This is a genomic window from Paenibacillus ginsengarvi, from assembly GCF_003626695.1.
GTDB lineage: Bacteria > Bacillota > Bacilli > Paenibacillales > NBRC-103111 > Paenibacillus_AB > Paenibacillus_AB ginsengarvi.
Genome location: NZ_RBAH01000008.1, coordinates 105,101 through 124,462 on the forward strand (window position 1 = coordinate 105,101; position 19,362 = coordinate 124,462).

A 19,362-nucleotide genomic window follows, 5' to 3' on the forward strand; every position below is an offset into this window, starting at 1 on the left:
CCTCCTATTCGCTGAAAGGGTTACAGAAACAACGATTCGAACCATAACGAGCCCGCAAGCACGAAGACGGCAATGGCGATCGCCAGCAAAACAACGAAGCGGGCGCGGAAGACGGCCAGCAGCATGAGGGTGCTTTTGAAGTCAAGCATCGGCCCGAACACGAGAAATGTTAGCAGGGAGCCAGAGGTGAACGTGGTTGCCAGCGAAGCGGCTACGAACGCATCCGATGTCGAACAGAGCGACAATATGTAAGCGAAACCCATCATAAACAGATGCGAGCCGTATTCGCCCTGTCCGAGCTGGAGCAAGTCCTGCCTCGGAATGAACGTCTGGATCGCTGCCGTGACAACGGAGCCGAACAGCAGAAACTTGCCCATGTCGAAAAACTCGTCGGCGGCATGCCGGAGCATAGCAAACAGCTTGCCCTCCCGGTGGTGTTCATGCCCATGATCATGCATGTGCTCATCCGAATGAGCCCTGTCTCCCGGTGTTTTGCCGGACCGCAGCGGGTTGATCCGGACAAACCGGTAAACGATCAGCCCGATCAGCACGCCGACGAGCAGAGCGAGTCCCATGCGGGAATACACGATAGCCGGATTGCCGCGAAAGGCGACATACGTCGCTGCGAATACGACCGGGTTCACGACCGGCCCGACGACGATGAATACGACTGCGATGTAGAGAGGCATTCCTTTGGCGAGCAGCTTGCGAACGACAGGAATGAGCCCGCACTCGCATATGGGAAACAAAATACCGAGCGCGCATGCAAACAAAATGCCGAGCAGCGGGTTCCGGGGCACGAGCCGCCGAATCGTCTTCTCCGAAATGAACAGCTGCATAAGCGATGAGACCAGCACCCCGAGCAAAATAAACGGCAAAGCTTCCAGCACGATACCGATCAGCATCGTCTTGAACGATTGCAAGTCCGCCAGCAGCAGCGGGGGAAGAGCGGTAAAAACGACCGGGTTCATGGCGACAACGATCGCAGCGCTTGCCAGCATGATGAAGAAGCAGGATACGGCAAGACGATAAGGGGATAAGGGTTGCAAGACAAGCAGCCTCCATAGGAAATTCAGAATGAATCGACCACATGTGCCTCTCATTTTATCGTAACAATTACGAACTGTAAATAGTAATAATTACGTGAAATGCTCGTTTGGTGTTGACATGGGGAATGAACTTCCTTTATGATTAATCGTAAAATTTACGAAATAATAGGAGGCTGCATTCATGCTAAAGCTTTTACGATTTCCAGCACGGCTTGCCGCAGGGTTACTGCTGACAATCGCCGTTTTATCCGGCTGCGCTTCGGCGCCCGGACCGGAAGCGGCGGGTAAGAGCGGAGACGCGAATACGGAGAAACAGGAGGAAAGCGGAACGTTCTTTACGTTGACGGATGATGCGAACCGCACGGTCGTACTGCCGTCCCGGCCGGAACGGATCGTCGTGCTGTCGCCGCAGCTGCTCGATTTGCTGTACGACATCGGCGGCAGCGCGATCGCCCGGACGTCTTCCGCAGGCGCCGCCGTTCCCGAGAAGGCGAAAGACATAACGGACGTCGGCGGCATTACGTCGGTCAACACGGAAAAGCTGCTGTCGCTGAAGCCGGATCTCGTCATCGGTTCGCCTTCGTTTCATCGCGAGTTGGCCGCCGTCCTCGACTCCAGCCATATTCCGTTCGCGCTGTTTAACTTGAGCACGTATCAGGAACTAAAGCAAAAAGTACCGTTGTTCGGTAAACTGTCGGGCAAGGAAAGCGAAGCGGCGGAACGGCTGGCGAAGCTGGACGAACAAATCCGGGCGCTCACCGGCAAAGTACCGGATAAGCAGCCGACCTTCATCATGCTGAATGTGACGCCAAGCAGCGTGTCCGTTCAAAGAGCGAATACAATAGGGCTCGAGGTGGCCGGCATGCTGCGGATGAACAATGTGGCCGAGTCGCTGCAAGCGAGTCAAACGAGCCAAACGACGGCGCCGTACAGTTTGGAAAAAATCGTCGAGCTCGATCCGGATTACGTCTTCATCCTCATTCACGGCGCCCGCGGGGATGGAGAGAAAAAAATTCAGTCCGATCTGGCCGCCCAGCCGGCCTGGGCGTCGCTGCGAGCCGTGAAGGAAAAACGGATGACGATTCTGCCTTCGGACCTGCTTCTGTCGAATCCGGGCTTCCGTCTGAACGAATCGGTGCTCCACTTGGCCAAATACGTGTACCCGGATCAGTTCGATGCGAAGTAATGCGGAACGTTCCTTATCCCCCTCCGGCAGCGTTATCGCCCTGGCGCTTCTGGGGGCGGCCGCCTGCCTGGCGATTGCGTTCAGTCTCGCTTCGGGAGCCGTATCGATTCCGCTTCACGAAATATGGCGGTATTTGTTTCAGGATTACGCGGGTCCGATGAAGGAAGTCATATGGAACATTCGTCTGCCCAGAACGCTCGTTGCCGCTCTGGTCGGCGTCCATCTCGCGTTGGCGGGAGCGCTGCTGCAAGGCGTGATGCGCAATCCGCTGGCGGACCCGCATATTATCGGGGTTTCCTCGGGAGCGGGGCTTGCCGGCGTAACGCTGCTGATCTTGTTTCCCCATCTGCCCTGGCTGCTTACGCCGGCCGCATTCGCCGGCGCCTTGCTTGCAGCCGCGATCATCTACGGACTGGCCTGGAGGGGCGGCATTCAGCCGGTGCGCATTATTCTCGCCGGGGTAGCCGTATCGGCTTTTCTCGGCTCGGGCATTTCGGCGCTGCTGACGTTTTACAGCGACCGCGTCGGCGGCGCGCTCGTCTTTCTCGTCGGCGGTCTTGCCGCCAAAAGCTGGCCGCAGCTGAACGTGATGCTGCCTTACTCGGCGATCGGCGTGGCGATAACGCTGGCCGGTTCCGCCCATATGAACATTATGGGGCTCGGCGATGCGAATGCGAAGGGACTCGGCATGCGGCTGGAGGCAACCCGGCTGCTCATGACGGCGGCTGCCGCCCTGCTTGCGGCAAGCGCCGTCAGCGTAGTCGGCCTGCTCGGCTTCGTCGGCCTCATCGTGCCGCACTCGGCCCGGCTGTTAATCGGCGGCGACTACCGGGTGCTGCTGCCGGCCTCCGCTCTTCTCGGCGCGGCGGTCGTGACGACATGCGATACGATCGCCCGGCTTGCGTTCGCCCCGATCGAGCTGCCGGTCGGCGTCCTGATGGGCGTGCTTGGCGCGCCGTTTTTTCTGTACCTGTTAAGGAGGGATGCCGATTGACGGACCTAACGGTTATGGATTTGTCGGTGGAGTACAGCGCTCGTACCGTGCTTGACGGACTTGCATGGCGGCTGGATGCGGGGCGCATCTATTCCATCATCGGTCCGAACGGCTGCGGCAAAAGCACGCTGCTCCAAGCGATAGCGCGTCAGCTTAAGCCGAGCGGCGGCTGCGTAGAGCTGGACGGCACAGCTCTGAGCCGCTTCACGCCGAGGCAGCTGGCCGTCCGGTTGGCCGTTCTCCGGCAAAGTCAGGACAAACCGCCGGACGTAACCGTACGGACGCTGGTCGGATACGGGCGGTTCCCGCATAAGCCGGCGTGGAGCCGGATGCGCGCCGAGGACAGGGACATCGTCGAATGGGCGCTGACGTTAACCGGGACGGATGTGCTGGCGGACCGCAAGCTGTCCGCTTTATCCGGCGGCGAGCGGCAAAGGGTATGGATCGCGATGGCGCTGGCCCAGCGACCCCGCATTTTGCTGCTCGACGAGCCGACGACCTATCTGGATGTTTGCCACCAGCTCGAGATTATGGAGATGATCGCAGACATTAACCGAAATTATGGCGTAACGATCGTAATGGTGCTGCACGACATCAATCATGCGGCTGCCTATTCCGACGAGATCGCCGTTTTGAAGGAAGGGCGCTTCTACAGCAACGGCACGCCGGAGCAAACGATTACGGCCCGCATGTTCGCGGATGTGTTCGGCGTCAAAGCGATCATTCAGCGCGACCGGGAAACCGGCAGGCCGACGAGCCGGATAACGGGCCTCGCCGACGGGAGGATGCGCCCGCAGCCGCTTATGGCGCCGTCGGCAGACGGAACTGATGCCAAAGCCGAAGTCGGGGCGGGTGCTGCGAAAGCTATTATTTACGAGGAAGGGAAGATTGGTTAGTCATGACTCATGGTTTGTATCCGTTCACGGCGCTTATAGGCCAGGAAACGATGAAGAAAGGTTTGCTTCTGAATCTTGTCGACCCGCTAATGGGCGGTGTTTTGATACGCGGGGAGAAAGGAACGGCGAAGTCGACGGCTGTTCGCGCCCTGGCCGACCTGCTGCCGGGAATGAACGTGGTCAATTTGCCCGTCCATGCGACGGAGGACCGCGTCGTCGGCTCGATCGATATTCAGCATGCCATCAGGCAAGGGGAGAAGCGGTTCGAGCCGGGCTTGCTGGCGGCCGCGCACGGCCATATTTTGTATGTCGACGAAATCAATCTGCTCGGTGACGTGATCATCGACGCGCTGCTGGATGCCGCTGCGATGGGGGTCAATACGGTCGAGCGCGAAGGCGTATCGTATTCCCATCCGTCCCGGTTCGTATTGGTCGGTACGATGAACCCCGAGGAGGGGGAACTGAGACCGCAACTGCTGGATCGTTTCGCGTTATCCGTCGATGTGAGCGGAGAGAAGGACGTGGAGAGCCGGATGGAGGTAGTGCGCAGACGCCTCGCGTTCGAGGCCGACCCGGACGGCTTCTGCGCCCGCTACGAGCCGGAGCAAGCCGAGCTGCGCAGCCGTATCGGGCGCGCCAGACAATTGCTGCACGGCATGAGTCCTTCGGACCGATTGCTGGAGTGGGCGGTGCGCATCGGCATTCGGCTCGAAGTGGACGGTCACCGCGCCGACATTACGATGATCCGATGCGCGATGGCGCTTGCGGCGTTATCCGGCAGAGATGACGCCTCCGAGGGGGATGTCAGGGAAGCGGCGTTACTCGTCATGCCGCACCGGATGCGGAAGCAGCCGTTCGAGGAGCACGGCAGCGGAATGGATACGCTGAGAAGCTTGCTGGAAGGCTCGGTTATGGAGGAGCATCATGTCTCATGAACCGGCGGCGGTGTTTTATCCGTTCTGCGCCGTAGTCGGGCAGCCCCGGGCGCAGAAGGCGCTGCTGCTCCATGCCGTGAACGGACGAATCGGCAGCGTGCTGCTCTGCGGGGAGCGAGGTGCGGGCAAATCGACGCTGCTGCGGGGAATCGGGGCGCTGCTGCCGCGGTGCCAAATGCTTGCCGTCCCGGCGCATGTAACGGAAGACCGCCTGTTTGGCGGGCTGGACGCTGCGGCTGCCGCGCGGGAAGGCCGGAAGCGGCTTGCGCCTGGACTGCTTGCCGAAGCGGACGGCCGATGGCTTGCCGTCGACGATGCCCAGCTCATGCCGGAGCGCTTGCTTCAGGCTATTTTGCAAACGTCGGGAGACGGTGTGATCCGGATCGAACGCGAAGGGTTGTCCGAATATGCGCCGACCCGCTTCCGGCTCATCGGCGCATGGGGGACGGACGGCACGGAGCGGAGCCGCCCCCGGCTCGATTACTGGGGGATATGCGTCACGCTTGAGCGGATTGTTAGTCCCGAGCAAAAAATGGAGATCATCCGGCACCAGCTTGATTTCGAGCGAGATCCGCTCCGCTTCACGGACGGGTATGCAGCCGAAACGTCGGAGCTGCGCAACAAGATCGGTGCGGCGGCAAAACGTCTTGCGGACGTAGCTATCGGAAGCGGCGCGCTGCGGCTAATGGCCGAACTAATCGGGGAAGCGAACGCGGCTGGCAATCGGGCCGAAATTGTGCTTGCGGAGACGGCCCGGGCGATCGCCGCCTGGGAGGGGGATGCCGAGGTGGTCGACCGTCACGTACAGGAGGCGGCGGGGTATGCGCTGCCGCACCTGCTGGCGGTTAACGGCAGCGCCCGCTCGCCGAACCGGCGGGACGGCGAGAAGCCGGAAGGAAACGGGGAAACGCAACGCGACCGCGAGCGGCCTACTCCCGAACCGGCATCGCGAAAAAGCCCCGGCCGCCCCGGCGGCAGTGGCGGTCCGTCGGGCGGCAGCCGGAGCGGAGATTCCCCGGGAACGGACGGCCAACCCGCTGACGCGGCTGCGGGCAATACGAATGCAAGCGGTGCGGTAGAGATGATAGAAACGATAGGCCGGGAAATCGCCACGCCCCCGATCTCGTTTACGTACCGGTTCGCCGACGGGGGCAACCGGGACGGCAAACGCAATAAGATCGGCGCCGGTCCTGGTGCGGGCCGCTACATGCGAGCTGCGCTGCCGCGTGGACGAGTGCGGGACCTGGCGTTCGACGCGACGCTGCGGGCCGCTGCGATGTTCCAGCCCTCCCGGCGAGCGAGGCTGAATGGGGAGCATCCGTGCCGCGTGCTGATCGAGCCCGGCGATCTGCGCGAGAAAGTGCGCGAGAACCGCGCCGGAACCGCACTTTTATTCGTGGTCGACGCCAGCGCGTCCATGCATGCGGCGAGACGGATGAGCGCCGTGAAGGGGGCGGTTCTGGCGCTGCTTCGCGACGCTTACCGCCAGCGGGACCGGGTCGGCTTGATTGCGTTTCGCGGCGATCGGGCCGAGCTGCTGCTGGACATGACCCGGAGCGTCGAAACGGCTCAGCGCAAGCTGCGGACGTTGCCCACCGGAGGAAAAACGCCGCTTGCCGCCGGTCTGCTCAAGGGAGCCGAGACGCTGGCGGCCATGAAGGGCCAAAATACCGGACACGTGCCGGCCCTGATTCTCCTTACGGACGGCAGGGCCAATGTAAGATGCAATCCGGAGCGTGATCCGCTGGAGGAGAGCCGCGACATCGCCGGCCGTATTGCGGAAATGGGTATACAGGCGCTAGTGATCGATACCGAAAGCGGGTATGTGAAGCTGGGGTATGCGAAGCGGCTGGCGTCCGAGCTGGGAGCGGCCTATTGCCTGCTCGATGAACTGGAGGCCGGAAGGATCGAGCAGGCTGTACGCGGTCTGATACATTCCACTACAAAATAACGCCGGATTCGGAGGGAATACAATGAAAATTACGGTGCTGACAAGCAGCGAAACCGCCCGGGCTCATCTGGCCGAGGCGTACGGGCAGCTCGGGGAGAGAGGGTGCACCGATCTTGAGCTTAGCATCATAATTCTTGAGCAGAGGCAGCCCATACCGGAACCCCTTCTGAAGCAAGCCATTCGCGATGCCGATATGCTGCTGATCGACGCGCACGGGGCGCGGAAGCCGGCGATCGATACCGTTAAACGGCTCGTATCGGGCATAACCGCCCACATCGTTCCGGTTGGCAGCGATTCCGCGGACATTCGTTCACTGCTTCGGCTGGGCGGACTGACGGCGGACCGGCTGCCTGACGGCTTTGAATCGAGAAAAGAACATACGTTCGTTAGTGGACAAAACGAGCATTTCGCCCACTTCGTCCGTATAACCGATTACTGGCGCGGCGGCGGTACGGCCAACATGCTCGCACTGCTCGCCTTCTGCGGCAGGGAATACGGCCGCCTCGCCGGCTTGCCCGAGCCTGCGGACCCGCTGCTTTTCAAGGAGCTGGGCATTATTGGCCTTGCGGACCGGACAGTTTATACATCGGCCGAAGCTTACTTTGGAAGTCGTACATCCGTGGGCCGCCGGCCCGTCGTTGCGATGTTTTTTCCCGGCAACGGCAATCCGGACGAGGTGCTCGCGTGCATCGGCCAGATCGCAGAGCGGATCGAGGCGTACGCCGACGTGCTGCCCGTCGCTTTTCCTTCGGTGATGAACATGCCGTTTCGATCGCTGCGGGAGCTGCTGATCGGGGGAGGCCGAGCGGTCAACCTGATCGTCAGCTTTTTGCCGTTCCGGCTTGGTTCAGGGCCGGTCGGAGACGGCGGCGACGAAGCGAAAAAGCTGTTGGAGCAGCTTGGCGTTCCCGTGCTCCATCCGTTCTTTTTGTCAGGAAGCACCGAGGTGGAGTGGACGGATTCGGTTCGGGGACTGACGCCATCGCAGCTGCTCGTGCAAGTGATGCTGCCCGAGCTGGACGGCTGCATCGAAACGTATCCGGTCGCGGCGTTGCGCCGGGAACCGGGGTCGGGAGACGGAGCCGAGGGAGGACTGCCCCGGCTGGCGCTGCTGGCAGAGCGGGCGGACAGACTGGCGGGGCGGGTTCGCCGCTGGCTGGAGCTGCAAGCGAAAGCGAATCGGGACAAAAAGCTGGCGCTGATCGGGTACAACTATCCTCCCGGCGAGGCGGGCGTGTTCGGGGCGGCGTTTCTCGATACGTTCGAGTCGATATCCCGGATTATAAGCCGTCTGAAGCAAGAGGGCTACGATGTCGAAGAGATGACGGCCCAACAGCTTCGGCATAGCCTTGTGGAAGAGGGCGTGGTCAATTCCGGCCGCTGGTCGGGAGAGTCGGCCGCGGAGCGTATGATCCTCTATGCGAATCCCGAATTTGCCGGGAAGCTTGGCCGGAAACGCTGGGGAGCGGAGGCGGTGGAGCGGTGGGGGGCACCTCCGGGCGACTTGATGACGGCGGACGGGGACTTCCTTATTCCCGGTATCGTCAACAAAAACGTGTTTATCGGCCTGCAGCCGACCCGCGCTATACATGAAAGCTCCGGCGAAGCGCTTCATGATCGTTCCTTGCTGCCGCATCACCAGTACACCGCCTTTTACGAATGGATTCGGGAGGAGTGGAACGCCGACGCCCTCGTGCACATCGGCACGCACGGCACGCTGGAGTTCCAGCGCGGCAAGGAAGCGGGCTTATCCGGCGATTGCGTCCCGGACGATATGGTGGGGGACTTGCCGCATCTGTATTTGTATTACGTCGGCAATCCTTCGGAAGCCGTGATTGCGAAGCGGAGAAGCCATGCGGTGCTGATCGGTTATCAAGCTCCTCCGTTTACAGATGCCGGGCTGTATGGAGATTGGCTCGAGCTGGAGGTTTTGCTGCATGAATACCGCGAAGCGGAGCGGCTGGACCCCGAACGCTGCGACGATGTGAAGCGAAGGCTGCTGGACAAGGCGCGCGCGCTCGACTGGAGCGCTACCGGTCCGGACGAGCTCGAGGAGGAGCTGTACCGGATGAAGCGTTCGCTTATTCCGGGCGGCCTTCACCGGTTCGGCGAAGCTTACTCGCCGGATGAGGCGGCGGCTTATATGAACTATGTGCTGCGGCACGAGAGGGGGCATATCCGTTCCGTTCATGCGCTCCTTGCGGAGCGGCAAGGCTCGCTTCCCGAAGAGGCAGCGGCGCCGCCTCAGGAGCTGGATCGGGAAGCGGAAGCGATCGTCCGCGCTTATGCGCGGGATCAAACGCTTCTCGAGCAGTACCTGCAGGAAAGCGCCGAGTGGCAGACAGCTTTGCTAAGCGTGCTAGAATACGGCTTGAGCGCCTATCGCGCCAGCATGGCGAGCGAGGAGATGGAAGGCTTACTCAAGGCGCTTGGTGGCAGCTACATTCCGGCCAGGCTGGCGGGAGACGTCATTCGTTCGCCGGAGGTGCTTCCGGCCGGAAGCAATTTGTATCAGTTCGACCCGAGGTCGGTCCCGAGCGCCACCGCCTTCAAGCGGGGGGCGGAGGCGGCGGAAAACTCGATCCGCCGCTATTACGACACGCATGGACGATACCCCGATACGACCGCGGTCGTCTTGTGGGGGCTCGAAACGTCCCGTACGCAAGGGGAAACGATCGGACAAATTATGCACTATCTAGGCGTGAAACCCGCAGGCTCCGGCGCGTTCCGCACCGGTTACGACATCGTTTCGCTCGAGGAGCTGGGCCGTCCGCGTCTCAACGTGGTCGTACAAATTACGGGCATATTCCGCGACATGTTCCCCAGCGTGCTGGACGATTTAAACCGCTTGTTCCGGCGCGTATCCGAGCTGGAGGAGCTCGAGGAGATGAACGCGTTTAAGTCGCGGTCGGCGCAGGCGGCGGCGGAGCTGAGTGGCAGCGGCTACTCGGATGCCGATATCCGGGAACTGGCGAGCGCGAGAATATTCGGGCCGGCCGAGGGCGAATACGGGACGACGGTGACGCGGCTAATCGAAACGAAGCGGTGGAGCGACGAAAATGAGCTGGGCTCGGCTTTTGCGGACAGCCAGCAGCATCTGTACAGCTTGAACCGGCGCGGCGTTGCCGAGCCCGGACTGCTGAACAGCCATCTGAAGGCGGTCGATATCGTTTCGCAAATCCGCAGCAGCCACGAATACGAAGTGACCGATTCCGATCATTATTTCGAATATTTCGGGGGGCTGTCGAAGGCGGTAGAGATGGCCAAAGGCAGCCGGGCGGACATTCATATCACGGATTCGGCCGGCGAACGGGTTAAAACCGAGCTTGCCGAACATGTGATCGCACGCGGCGTCCGCACTCGGCTAATGAATCCGAAATGGATCGATGCGCTTCTCGCCCATCCATATCACGGCGCACAGCATATTGCGAAACGGTTCGACAATATTCTCGGCTTGGCCGCTACTACTGGTAAAGTGGAGGACTGGGTGTTCGACCGCCTGCACGATGTTTACGTCGCCGACGAGCTGCGCAGCCGTCAAATGGAGCTCAACAACAAGTGGGCGTACCACGCGATGATTGAATCGCTGCTGGAAAGTGAACAGCGCGGCTACTGGCGGCCGGACGAAGATACGCTCGAGAAGCTTCGCAGCAAATATGCGGAGACGGAAGGACATCTCGAATAGAGCCATTCAACCGAACCGAATATCGGACGGAGGAGCAGAATGCCGCGGCATCTGCTCCTTTTTGATTTTCATGTCTTGCCGCGTTCCACGCTTTTTCCACACTTGTTCCGAACTTTTGCCGGAGCCCGCCTGTACACTTAGAACCGTAAACGGCATGAGCATTCGCCTCAGTCGTCACACCGCTTAAGATTTGGAGGCCCATCCAGCTATGAACATGCACCGAACGCCGCGGAAGGAGTTACTAGCCGCCTTCCTGTTTATCGCTCCGAGCTTGGCCGGATTCGCCGTCTTTTATTTGATCCCGTTCGGCCAAAGTGTGCTGGTTTCCTTTCAGGACCGGCTCGGAGGCGGGGGCTTGACGCTGGCGAACTACAAGGCGCTGCTGCTCAGTTCTTCGTTCCAGAAGGCGGCGGCGAATACGTTTCATTTTACGGCCGTCGGCGTCCCGGTCATCGTTGCGCTATCGCTAGTACTGGCACTGCTTCTCAACCAGCGGGTATTCGTCCGCAACTGGCTGAGAACGGCGTACGTGCTGCCGCTGGTCGTCCCCGTAGCTTCCATCGTGCTCGTCTGGCAAATTTTGTTCGACTGGAACGGGGAGCTGAACCGCTGGCTCGTTCATTTCGGTCTGAATCGGATCGATTGGCTGAAGTCCGATTGGGCGGGGCTTGTCATTTTGCTGATGTATGTATGGAAAAACATCGGCTACAACGTTGTGCTGTTTCTGGCCGGACTCCAGAACATCCCGGAAAGTTACTACGAAACGGCCGATTTGGAAGGAGCGGGCCCGGTCCGCAAGCTGTTCGGCATTACGCTCGTTTACTTGACGCCGACGACCTTTCTCGTGGTGCTGATGTCGGTCTTGAACTCGTTCAAGGTGTTCCGCGAAACGTATTTGGTGGCTGGCGACTACCCGCATGACCGCATTTACATGCTCCAGCATTACATGAACAACATGTTCTTGTCGCTCGACATCCAGAAGCTGTCCGCGGCGGCCGTCGTTATGGCGGTATGCATCGTCGCGCTCGTAGCCGTTTTGCTCCGGATCGAGAAGTCGTTCCGGTCTTTTATGGAATAGGGGGTGAAACGTTTTTGATCCGACATCGCATAGCGCCGCTCGCACGTACGCTGCTGCTCGCTTCCGTGGCCGTCCTGATGCTGCTTCCGGTTTTGTCTACAGTGGTCAATTCGTTTATGACCGCTACTGAGATAGGAGGCAATTACGCTTCGCTCGGTAAAACGAACACAAGCGAGTTCGTTAACCTGAAGTGGATACCGGACTGGGTTTCGTTTAAGCAGTATGTTCAAGTATTGATCGCTTCGCCGCAGTTTCTGCACATGTTCTGGAACTCGGTCTTTCTTGTTGTGCCGATTATAATCGGTCAACTGCTGGTCTCGTGTTTAGCTGCCTTCGCCTTTGCGAAGCTCCGTTTTCCCGGCAGGGGGACGCTGTTTTTCATGTATTTGATTACGATGCTGATGCCTTTCCAGGTCACTCTCGTGCCGAATTACTTGATGGCGGACCGCCTTGGGCTGCTGAACAGCCACAGCTCGATCGTGTTGCCCGGAATCTTCGCCACCTTCGGCGTCTTCCTGCTCCGTCAGTTCATGAGCCAAATTCCCGCTGCCTATATGGAAGCCGCCACGATCGACGGCGCCGGCTACATACGCTTGTTCGTATCGATCGCGCTGCCGATGGTAAAACCGGGGCTGGCCGCCCTTGTCGTGCTTTTGTTCGCCGACTACTGGAATATGGTCGAGCAGCCGCTCATTTTTTTGCAGGATGCGGAGCTGCAGCCGATGTCGGTTTTTCTGTCGCAGGTCCAGAAGGAAGCGTTCGGCGTTACGTTCGCCGCATCGGTGCTGTATATGCTGCCGATGGTGCTGCTGTTTCTGAGCGCCGAGAGGCACTTTATCGAGGGCATCCAACTGTCGGGCGTGAAAGGGTAGCCTCATCGCAATCGAACGATATCCCGCAAAGGAGCTAGGAATCTGCAATGCGACATAAACGGCTGTTTGGCACCATCTTTGTACTGTTTTTTATCGCGCTGGCCGTGCTAACGTTATTCAGCAATACGATAGAGTCCGCTATGCTGGCGAAAGTAACGACGGAAAAGCCGGCCAAAAAGTCACTTTCCCGGATCGTTAGCGGCAGCGGTACGCTCGCCCCACGGAAACAAACCGATCTGCTCAGCGAAAGCAGCTGGAAAATCAAAACACAACACGTCGGCAAAAACGACCGGGTTCATAAAGGTGATCCGCTCGTTACGTTCGACACGTCCGAGGCCGAGAGACAACTGCGCGACGAGGAAGCCCGTTTCGCCAAGATGGCTTTGAGCCGGGAGGCGCTGCAGGAGGCGTATATCGCCGCCCAAAAAGCGGACAACCCGGAAGCGATCCGCAAAGCGAAGCGCGATTTGAAAAGCGACCGGCTGGATACGGAAATCGCGCAGCGCAAGCTGGACGGCCTGCGAAGCGAGCTGAACGAAAAACGGACGCTCGTCGCCCCGTTTGACGCAGCGGTGGCAGAGCTGAAAGGGAGCGAAGGCGCGAACGTGCCGTCCGGGCAGGCCGTATTGACGCTTATTAGCAGCGACGAAGGCTATCTGTTTTCGTTTGTGGCGGATGCCGAAGCGGCCGCGCTGCTGAGCGTGAATGAACCGGTGCTGGTCGCCTTGACGGGCGACGGTCCGAAATCGGCGGAGGGCTTAGTCGAAGAAATCAAGGACGGGCCCTCCCGCGGCGGCGATAGCCCGGTTTCTGGGGCCACGAAGCAGGACGACAAGCCGGCCCGGGCGCAAAAAACGATTGTCGTCCGCGTGTCCGGCGACGGGCTGAAGGGCGGCGAGCAGGCGAGCGTGAAAATAAGCAAGCCGGTTAAGCAGCAAGGCCTCGTCATTCGCAAGGAGCTGCTCCGAACGGACGGGACGGATCGTTATGTGTTCGTCGTGCGCGAACGGAAAAGCTCTCTCGGCAACGCCTACTACGTGCAAAAAGCGAAGCTGACGATCGGAGAGGAGACCGAAGAAGGTGTAATCGTCTTGAGCGGGCTTGCCGCAAACGACGAGATCATTGCCGAAACTAGCGCTCCGGTTAAGGAAGGGAATCGCGTCAGAGTTTTATAAATCGACCAAGAAGGAAGGATCGCCATGAATAATCGAAAATGGATGTCTGCAAGTTTACTTATCGGCATACTGCTAGCCGCATGCTCGAATCAGGACGGAGGGAAGGAGGCGTCAGGCGATGGAAGCTCGTCATCCGGCGGCAAAAAGACCGTGACGATTGCGGTCATGAGATCGGACCGGTTTCTCGAAACAGCCGCCGCGCAGTTCGAAGCGCTTCATCCCGATATCCATATGGAGATTAAACCGTATATGGCGACGCCGGAATCCGCCGGTAACGGAATGGTAGCCGCCATTTCGCAGGTGGATATCGAAAAGTACGTGCAGACGGTGACGACGCAGGTCATCTCAGGGAAAGCGGCGGATCTGATTGCGATGAACGGCTTGCCCTTAAACAAATTCGTCGACAAAAAGCTGCTCGCGAACTTAAACGAGAGGATGGCACAGGATTCCGCTTTCGATAAAAGCCGATATTACGAGAACATCCTCAAAGGCTCGCAAAACGGTGGCGGCCTGTACGCGATGCCGCTCAGCTTTTATATCGACGGCATGATGAGCGGAAAGTCTTCCCTGCTGAAGCAAGCGAACATTACGATCGACGACCGGAATTGGACATGGGACGAGTTCAGGGAAACAGCCAAAAAGATGCGGGCCGCTGTTGGAAGCGATTATACGGCATTCGTCAACTTGTTTCCGAACCAGCTGCTGTCCGAATATATCGAAGCGAACTACCCGCAGCTTGTAAGTGGAGGCAAAGCCAATTTCGACTCCGAGCTGTTCCGCGGCATGATGCGCCAGATCAAAACTTTGTACGACGAAGGAATTCTGAAGGCCGAATTTTCCTACGATTACAGCAAAACGCTATTTTCCGCTTTTGGTTTATATAATGTGCAAAATTCGCTGACCGATCTGCTTCGGCCGGATACGTTATTTTTCACGAAGCCGACCGTGGACGGAAAACCCCGCGGCGTCATGTTTCGCTCGACGTTTACGCTCGGCCTCAACAGCAAGTCGCAGGTTCAGCCGGAAGCATGGGAGTTTATTAAGTTTTTGCTGTCGGAGGAGATGCAGGCGTCCCCGGAGCTCAGCGGTTATCCGATCGCCAAAGCCGCTGTCGAAAGCAAGCTTCAGCTGGCCAAAAGCGCCATCGAACAAGGTGCGGCCGATACCGGCGGTTTGAAGCCGGACAGCGCGGCGATCGACCGGACGATCGAGCAGCTCCGAGCGATGTTGGACGCGGCGGCCGTTAATGCGATAAGCGACAACAAAGTATTTTCAATCGCCATGACCGAATTCGAATCGTATATGAGCGGCCAAAAGTCGGCGGAAGAAGTGAGCGCCTTGATCCAAAATCGGGTAACGACGTATTTGAACGAATAAGCGGCAGCACGGCAAGCGGCGGACAACAGGAGAACAAGCGGACAGGGAGGGGAAGCGCTTTGTTGCCAAACGGAAACGGACGGCCGGAAGGACGGAACGACGGCTTTCGCAAGCTTTTCGAAACGTATTACGGACTAGTGTACAGATCGGCTTACTCGATTACGAAAGACCATTATTTGGCCCAGGACGTGGTGCAAGAAACGTTCATGAAGGCATATTGTCACCTCGGATCGCTAAAGGGGCGGAAGTTTGGCGCCTGGCTGAAGGCCATATCCAGAAATACGGCGATCGATTACTATCGGAGGGCGCTACGGCGCGGCGAGACTTTGGGTTTGAGCGTCGAGCGGAGTACCGCTTCGGCGGAAGCCATGCCGGAACGTTATATAGAGCTGAAATGTCTGAGGGAGCTGTTTCTCGCTTTGGACGCTCCCCATAGGCAAGCGCTGCTGCTGGTGTACGAATACGGACTTACTTATGAACAATTGGCGCAGGTGCAGCAGCTATCGATCGGCGCGGTCAAGTCGAGAATTCACCGGGCCAAAACGAAACTGAAGTCCATGCTCCGCAGTTTGGAGCATTCCGGGTAACGGATACGGAAAGGCGCAGGATGCCGCGGATGGCAAAACCTGCGCCTTTTTTCACTTGACCGCATATTGCGGAAAACGCATTACGACTGCCGCGCCTCCGCTCGGCCGATTGCTGGCCGTAATTTGCCCCCGGCACCGTTCGACGATGGCGCGGGAGATGGCGAGTCCGAGTCCGGTTTCGCCGTTTTTGCCTTTGCTGAACCGTCCGAACAGATGAGGCAGCAGTTGCTCGGGAATCCCCTCGCCATCGTCCGCGATTTCGATATCTATGCTTGAGTCGCGGGCCGTCGCGCTAATCTGGATCGTTTCCTTCGCATACCTCGCGGCGTTGCCGGTAATGTTAAGCAGCGCTTGCAACAGCTTCTCGCGGTCGGCATAGATCGTGCGGCCGCCTTCGCCGCTTGACCAGTCCAGTTCGACGTTTAACCCTTTTTTGAGCAGCAGCGGACTAATCCGCTCCACGGTTTCCGTCATCAGCTCTTGTACGGCGACCTGATCCATATGGAAAATTCCGTCTTCGCTTTCCAGCTTGGCGAGAAGAATCATCTCGCCCACGATTTTTTTTAGCCGCTCGCATTCGCTTGCGATGATGTCGAGTCCTTTCGCCGCCTTGTCTCCTGTGAAGATGCCGTCCTTGATGCCCTCGGCGTAACCCTGAATCGACATTAGCGGCGTTTTCAGCTCGTGGGAAGCGTTTTGGAAAAATTGCTTTTGAATGCGCTGGTAGTTCTCCAATTCGCCAGCAAGCTGGTAGACGCTTTCGGCAACTTCGCCGATTTCGCCGCCGCTTTTCACGAGTCCGACCTCGGAGAATCGGCGGGCTTCCACCTTTTTCAGCTCCTGCTTCAGCTTCTCAAGCGGCTTAACCAGCTTCCTCGTTATAAACATGCACAGCAGAAAGGTCAGCAGCCCGCCTATCGACAAGATGACGATCATGCGCTTGAACAACTCCATCTGCATCGCCTTTACTTGACTGAGCGGCGTAGCCATGATGGCTGTAACGGCGTTTGTTACCGATGCTCCGCCGGACGATAACGTTTCTACGATGTAGTCCCCGTCTTTTCCTTGCCAGATCCCGTTGCTCAAGTCGTATGTTTTGGAAATGGCGACCCATTCCGTAGCTTGCTCCGGGGGAAGCGTGCTGTAAATGACGTTCTCAGCAGGCGTAGTGACAATGGTCTGGATTCGGGTAAAAGGCGCGCGGTTTGCTGTCGTCGTTTGCTCGGCCGGCTTGCCTTCTTGGACTTGCATAGCCGGGGTCAGACTGAGCATGGCGCTGCCTTGCTCGCGCATTTCCTTCCGCTGACCGTCGACGAGCGTATTGAGCAATAAAGGATAAATTAGAGCCGCCGTAAGGGTCAGAATGCCTAGAAGCAGCAGCCCGAACGATATATTCAATCTGTAAATCAGCTTCATGTTACTCACCGCCACCTTCCATTCGGAATCGGTAACCGTGACCCCATACCGTTTCGATCGGCAGTTCCCGGATTTTGCGCCGCAGCCGCTTCACCAGGTCGTCGATGGCCCGGTCGCTGCCAAAGTAATCGTCGCCCCAAACGAGCGTAAGCAGCTCGTCGCGGGAAAAGGCGCGATTCGGCTGCTCGGCCAGCGTTTGCAGCAGCTTGTATTCCTTCAGCGTCATCTCAACCTCGTCCTCGCGCCAAAAGACGCGCCGCTCTTCGAGTGCAAGCCTCAGCTCGCCGATGCGTATGTGCGGTTTGGCGCACACGTTAGCGGCCAGCTCCTGCGCTTGCATGATCGAGCCGAGCCGGTGAAAAAGGCGGTTCACTCTCGCGACCAGCTCGCGCGGACTGAATGGCTTGGTCAAATAATCGTCGCTCCCGAGCTCCAGTCCGAGTATTTTATCGACGTCTTCGTCGCGGGCGGATATCATCACGATCGGAACTTCCGCTTCCTTGCGGATCGATCGGCACAGCTCGAAGCCATTCATGCCGGGCAGCATAATATCGAGTACCCACATATCCGGGGGTTCGCTTTTCCACAATTCCCAAGCCTCCTCCGCCGTCGACAGCGGTATCGTGCGGTACCCTTCCTTCTGCAAATAAGCTTCTACGATTTCGCGTATTTGTGCGTCGTCGTCGACAACGGCGATTTGGTAGCTTTTCATAGCGGTATCCTCCAAAGCATTTGTGCCTGTCTACGGCGCGTTTGCAAACACGCCATAGTTCATTGTAACAAAGATCAATGCTCCGAAGGCCGATTCCATACTTTTTCCACACTTTTACGAAGGAGCTGCACAGTTAAAGGGAAAAAGTGGAAAATCATGTGCTATCATTGATATATAAAGAGGAGGCGATTGTTTGTGAAAAAGGTGTTCTTCGCCATTTTGCTGACAGCCTTGGTGCTAACCGCCGGTGCTCAAAGCGCCGAATCCGTTATCAAGTACGACGAGATGGAAATCCGGAAAATAGCTTGGGACAGCATCGATGAAAAGTCGCGGACTACGATAGAGCACCCGATGGAGCAAGCGGCTATCAAGCTGTTTGGCAAGGAGGACGAAAGAAGCGCTTATGAGATTAAATCTTATTTCCTAACCGGGAGGGAGAAATTCCTTGCCGTTACATTCAAAACCGAAAATGACGGTTTTATCGGTCCGATCACGGTTTATGTCGATCCCCGAATAAAAGCAGTGATAGGTTTTATGCCGAGATGGTAGGGTAGGTAGGCCGTCTTTAGCGAACCATCCCGATAAATCGGCTGGCGGCAATCGAAAGCGGCATGTTCCGCATCGTCATAATGCCTACATGGGTCGGCGGCAGCAGGGCGTCCAGCTGAATTTCGAACAGAGAGCCTTCTTCCAGCTCTTTCGCGATAAATTCGCGGGTAACGTACGAGATCCCGAGCCCTTTGCGTGCAAATTCAATCAACAAATCGACGCTGCCGACCTCGATTTCGGGTTTAAGCGCATGACCGTAATTTTCAAACAGCTCCGTAATGGCCATCCGCGCCCGGCTGTTGCGGGAAAATAAAATGATCGGATGTTCCAGCAGCGCCTCCAGCGTCAGCACCTTATCCTTCAGCCCGGCATACCTCGCTCCCGCCACGAAGCAATCCTGCAATTGAATGCTTTCCCGCACCTCAAGCTGGGGATCGACGATCGGCATACGGACTACGCCCAGATCGATCCGGCCCTCTTTCAAAAAAGCGATAACCTCCGGCGTCGTCCCGTGATTCAGATGAAGCCGGATTCCCGGGTGCTTCTGAATGAACGCCTCCAGATAAGGCAGCAAATAATGCTTGAACAGCGAATCGCTTCCCCCGATGCGCAGCTCGCCGCTGTCCAAATTTTTGAGGGCGGCCATTTTTTCTTCCGCGAGAGTAATCAGGATTTGCGATTGCTCAATATAAGAGTAAAGGATCGTGCCTTCCGGCGTAAGGGCGACCCCTTTCGGATTGCGGTAAAACAAAACGAGGCCCAGCCGGTCCTCCAGCTGCTTGATCGCATGGCTGACGCTCGGCTGCGTGAGAAACAGCGCTTTGGCGGCTTGGGTCAAGCTGCCTGTTTTGGCTGCCCAATAAAACACTTTGTACAGCTCGTAGTTGTTTCCCATAGACA

The 19,362-nt window shown here is 58.2% G+C and carries 16 protein-coding genes; 12 read left to right on the forward strand and 4 right to left on the reverse strand.

The features are described 5' to 3' along the window. Positions 1–20: 20 nt before the first annotated feature. A complete protein-coding gene (locus D7M11_RS13110) occupies positions 21–971 on the reverse strand; it encodes a permease (protein WP_420818227.1) in 951 nt (316 codons plus the stop codon). A 259-nt stretch (positions 972–1,230) separates the two neighbouring features. Between D7M11_RS13110 and D7M11_RS13115 the strand changes: the two genes are divergently transcribed. The 11 genes from D7M11_RS13115 to D7M11_RS13165 all read left to right on the forward strand — a co-directional run bounded on the left by D7M11_RS13115 (position 1,231) and on the right by D7M11_RS13165 (position 15,785). Beyond that, on the forward strand, positions 1,231–2,235 hold the full coding sequence (locus D7M11_RS13115) for an ABC transporter substrate-binding protein (RefSeq protein ID WP_120747678.1): 1,005 nt from the start codon (positions 1,231–1,233) through the stop codon (positions 2,233–2,235). Then, entirely contained in the window at positions 2,225–3,229 is a 1,005-nt protein-coding gene (locus tag D7M11_RS13120) for a FecCD family ABC transporter permease (protein WP_120747679.1), read from the forward strand. Before D7M11_RS13115 ends, D7M11_RS13120 begins: the two co-directional genes overlap by 11 nt. Beyond that, the gene (locus tag D7M11_RS13125; protein WP_205127051.1) at positions 3,226–4,125 is read left to right on the forward strand and encodes an ABC transporter ATP-binding protein; all 900 of its coding nucleotides are present in this window, start codon (positions 3,226–3,228) and stop codon (positions 4,123–4,125) included. The genes D7M11_RS13120 and D7M11_RS13125 overlap by 4 nt, the downstream gene beginning before the upstream one ends. A 2-nt stretch (positions 4,126–4,127) precedes the next feature. Beyond that, entirely contained in the window at positions 4,128–5,060 is a 933-nt protein-coding gene (locus D7M11_RS13130) for a magnesium chelatase ATPase subunit I (RefSeq protein WP_120747680.1), read from the forward strand. After that, a complete protein-coding gene (locus tag D7M11_RS13135) occupies positions 5,050–7,011 on the forward strand; it encodes a VWA domain-containing protein (protein WP_120747681.1) in 1,962 nt (653 codons plus the stop codon). The genes D7M11_RS13130 and D7M11_RS13135 overlap by 11 nt, the downstream gene beginning before the upstream one ends. Before the next feature lie 22 nt (positions 7,012–7,033). Then, a complete protein-coding gene (locus D7M11_RS13140; protein WP_120747682.1) occupies positions 7,034–10,696 on the forward strand; it encodes a cobaltochelatase subunit CobN in 3,663 nt (1,220 codons plus the stop codon). Positions 10,697–10,904: 208 nt separating this feature from the next. Next, on the forward strand, positions 10,905–11,774 hold the full coding sequence (locus tag D7M11_RS13145; RefSeq protein WP_120747683.1) for a carbohydrate ABC transporter permease: 870 nt from the start codon (positions 10,905–10,907) through the stop codon (positions 11,772–11,774). Positions 11,775–11,788: 14 nt separating this feature from the next. Beyond that, positions 11,789–12,646 carry a carbohydrate ABC transporter permease gene (locus D7M11_RS13150; RefSeq protein ID WP_240041092.1) on the forward strand — a complete coding sequence of 286 codons (858 nt, stop codon included), beginning with the start codon at positions 11,789–11,791 and terminating at the stop codon, positions 12,644–12,646. A 47-nt stretch (positions 12,647–12,693) separates the two neighbouring features. Beyond that, entirely contained in the window at positions 12,694–13,821 is a 1,128-nt protein-coding gene (locus D7M11_RS13155; protein ID WP_120747685.1) for an efflux RND transporter periplasmic adaptor subunit, read from the forward strand. Between the two features lie 24 nt (positions 13,822–13,845). Beyond that, positions 13,846–15,198 (forward strand): ABC transporter substrate-binding protein, encoded by a 1,353-nt coding sequence (locus D7M11_RS13160; RefSeq protein ID WP_120747686.1) that lies wholly within the window; start codon positions 13,846–13,848, stop codon positions 15,196–15,198. A gap of 59 nt (positions 15,199–15,257) precedes the next feature. Beyond that, a complete protein-coding gene (locus tag D7M11_RS13165; protein ID WP_158606580.1) occupies positions 15,258–15,785 on the forward strand; it encodes an RNA polymerase sigma factor in 528 nt (175 codons plus the stop codon). A 51-nt stretch (positions 15,786–15,836) separates the two neighbouring features. Here the strand turns inward: D7M11_RS13165 and D7M11_RS13170 are convergent, their stop codons facing one another. Both D7M11_RS13170 and D7M11_RS13175 read right to left on the reverse strand, forming a co-directional pair. Beyond that, positions 15,837–17,201, reverse strand: a complete 1,365-nt coding sequence (locus tag D7M11_RS13170) for a HAMP domain-containing sensor histidine kinase (RefSeq protein ID WP_120747688.1) — start codon at positions 17,199–17,201, stop codon at positions 15,837–15,839. Position 17,202: 1 nt separating this feature from the next. Continuing rightward, entirely contained in the window at positions 17,203–17,913 is a 711-nt protein-coding gene (locus D7M11_RS13175; RefSeq protein WP_120747689.1) for a response regulator transcription factor, read from the reverse strand. Positions 17,914–18,108: 195 nt separating this feature from the next. On the opposite strand from D7M11_RS13175, the gene D7M11_RS13180 reads away from it, so the two are divergent. Continuing rightward, a complete protein-coding gene (locus D7M11_RS13180) occupies positions 18,109–18,462 on the forward strand; it encodes a hypothetical protein (protein ID WP_120747690.1) in 354 nt (117 codons plus the stop codon). Between the two features lie 16 nt (positions 18,463–18,478). On the opposite strand, the gene D7M11_RS13185 is transcribed toward D7M11_RS13180, so the two are convergent. Next, the gene (locus D7M11_RS13185; protein ID WP_120747811.1) at positions 18,479–19,357 is read right to left on the reverse strand and encodes a LysR family transcriptional regulator; all 879 of its coding nucleotides are present in this window, start codon (positions 19,355–19,357) and stop codon (positions 18,479–18,481) included. Between the last annotated feature and the right edge of the window lie 5 nt (positions 19,358–19,362).

Excerpts from the sequence above, each read along its gene's own strand:
- D7M11_RS13175 (WP_120747689.1), bottom strand. The coding sequence starts at position 17,913 with ATGAAAAGCTACCAAATCGCCGTTGTCGACGACGACGCACAAATACGC.
- D7M11_RS13160 (WP_120747686.1), top strand. The coding sequence starts at position 13,846 with ATGAATAATCGAAAATGGATGTCTGCAAGTTTACTTATCGGCATACTG.
- D7M11_RS13155 (WP_120747685.1), top strand. The coding sequence starts at position 12,694 with ATGCGACATAAACGGCTGTTTGGCACCATCTTTGTACTGTTTTTTATC.
- D7M11_RS13140 (WP_120747682.1), top strand. The coding sequence starts at position 7,034 with ATGAAAATTACGGTGCTGACAAGCAGCGAAACCGCCCGGGCTCATCTG.
- D7M11_RS13145 (WP_120747683.1), top strand. The coding sequence starts at position 10,905 with ATGAACATGCACCGAACGCCGCGGAAGGAGTTACTAGCCGCCTTCCTG.
- D7M11_RS13170 (WP_120747688.1), bottom strand. The coding sequence starts at position 17,201 with ATGAAGCTGATTTACAGATTGAATATATCGTTCGGGCTGCTGCTTCTA.
- D7M11_RS13185 (WP_120747811.1), bottom strand. The coding sequence starts at position 19,357 with ATGGGAAACAACTACGAGCTGTACAAAGTGTTTTATTGGGCAGCCAAA.
- D7M11_RS13110 (WP_420818227.1), bottom strand. The coding sequence starts at position 971 with ATGAACCCGGTCGTTTTTACCGCTCTTCCCCCGCTGCTGCTGGCGGAC.
- D7M11_RS13135 (WP_120747681.1), top strand. The coding sequence starts at position 5,050 with ATGTCTCATGAACCGGCGGCGGTGTTTTATCCGTTCTGCGCCGTAGTC.
- D7M11_RS13115 (WP_120747678.1), top strand. The coding sequence starts at position 1,231 with ATGCTAAAGCTTTTACGATTTCCAGCACGGCTTGCCGCAGGGTTACTG.
- D7M11_RS13130 (WP_120747680.1), top strand. The coding sequence starts at position 4,128 with ATGACTCATGGTTTGTATCCGTTCACGGCGCTTATAGGCCAGGAAACG.
- D7M11_RS13120 (WP_120747679.1), top strand. The coding sequence starts at position 2,225 with ATGCGAAGTAATGCGGAACGTTCCTTATCCCCCTCCGGCAGCGTTATC.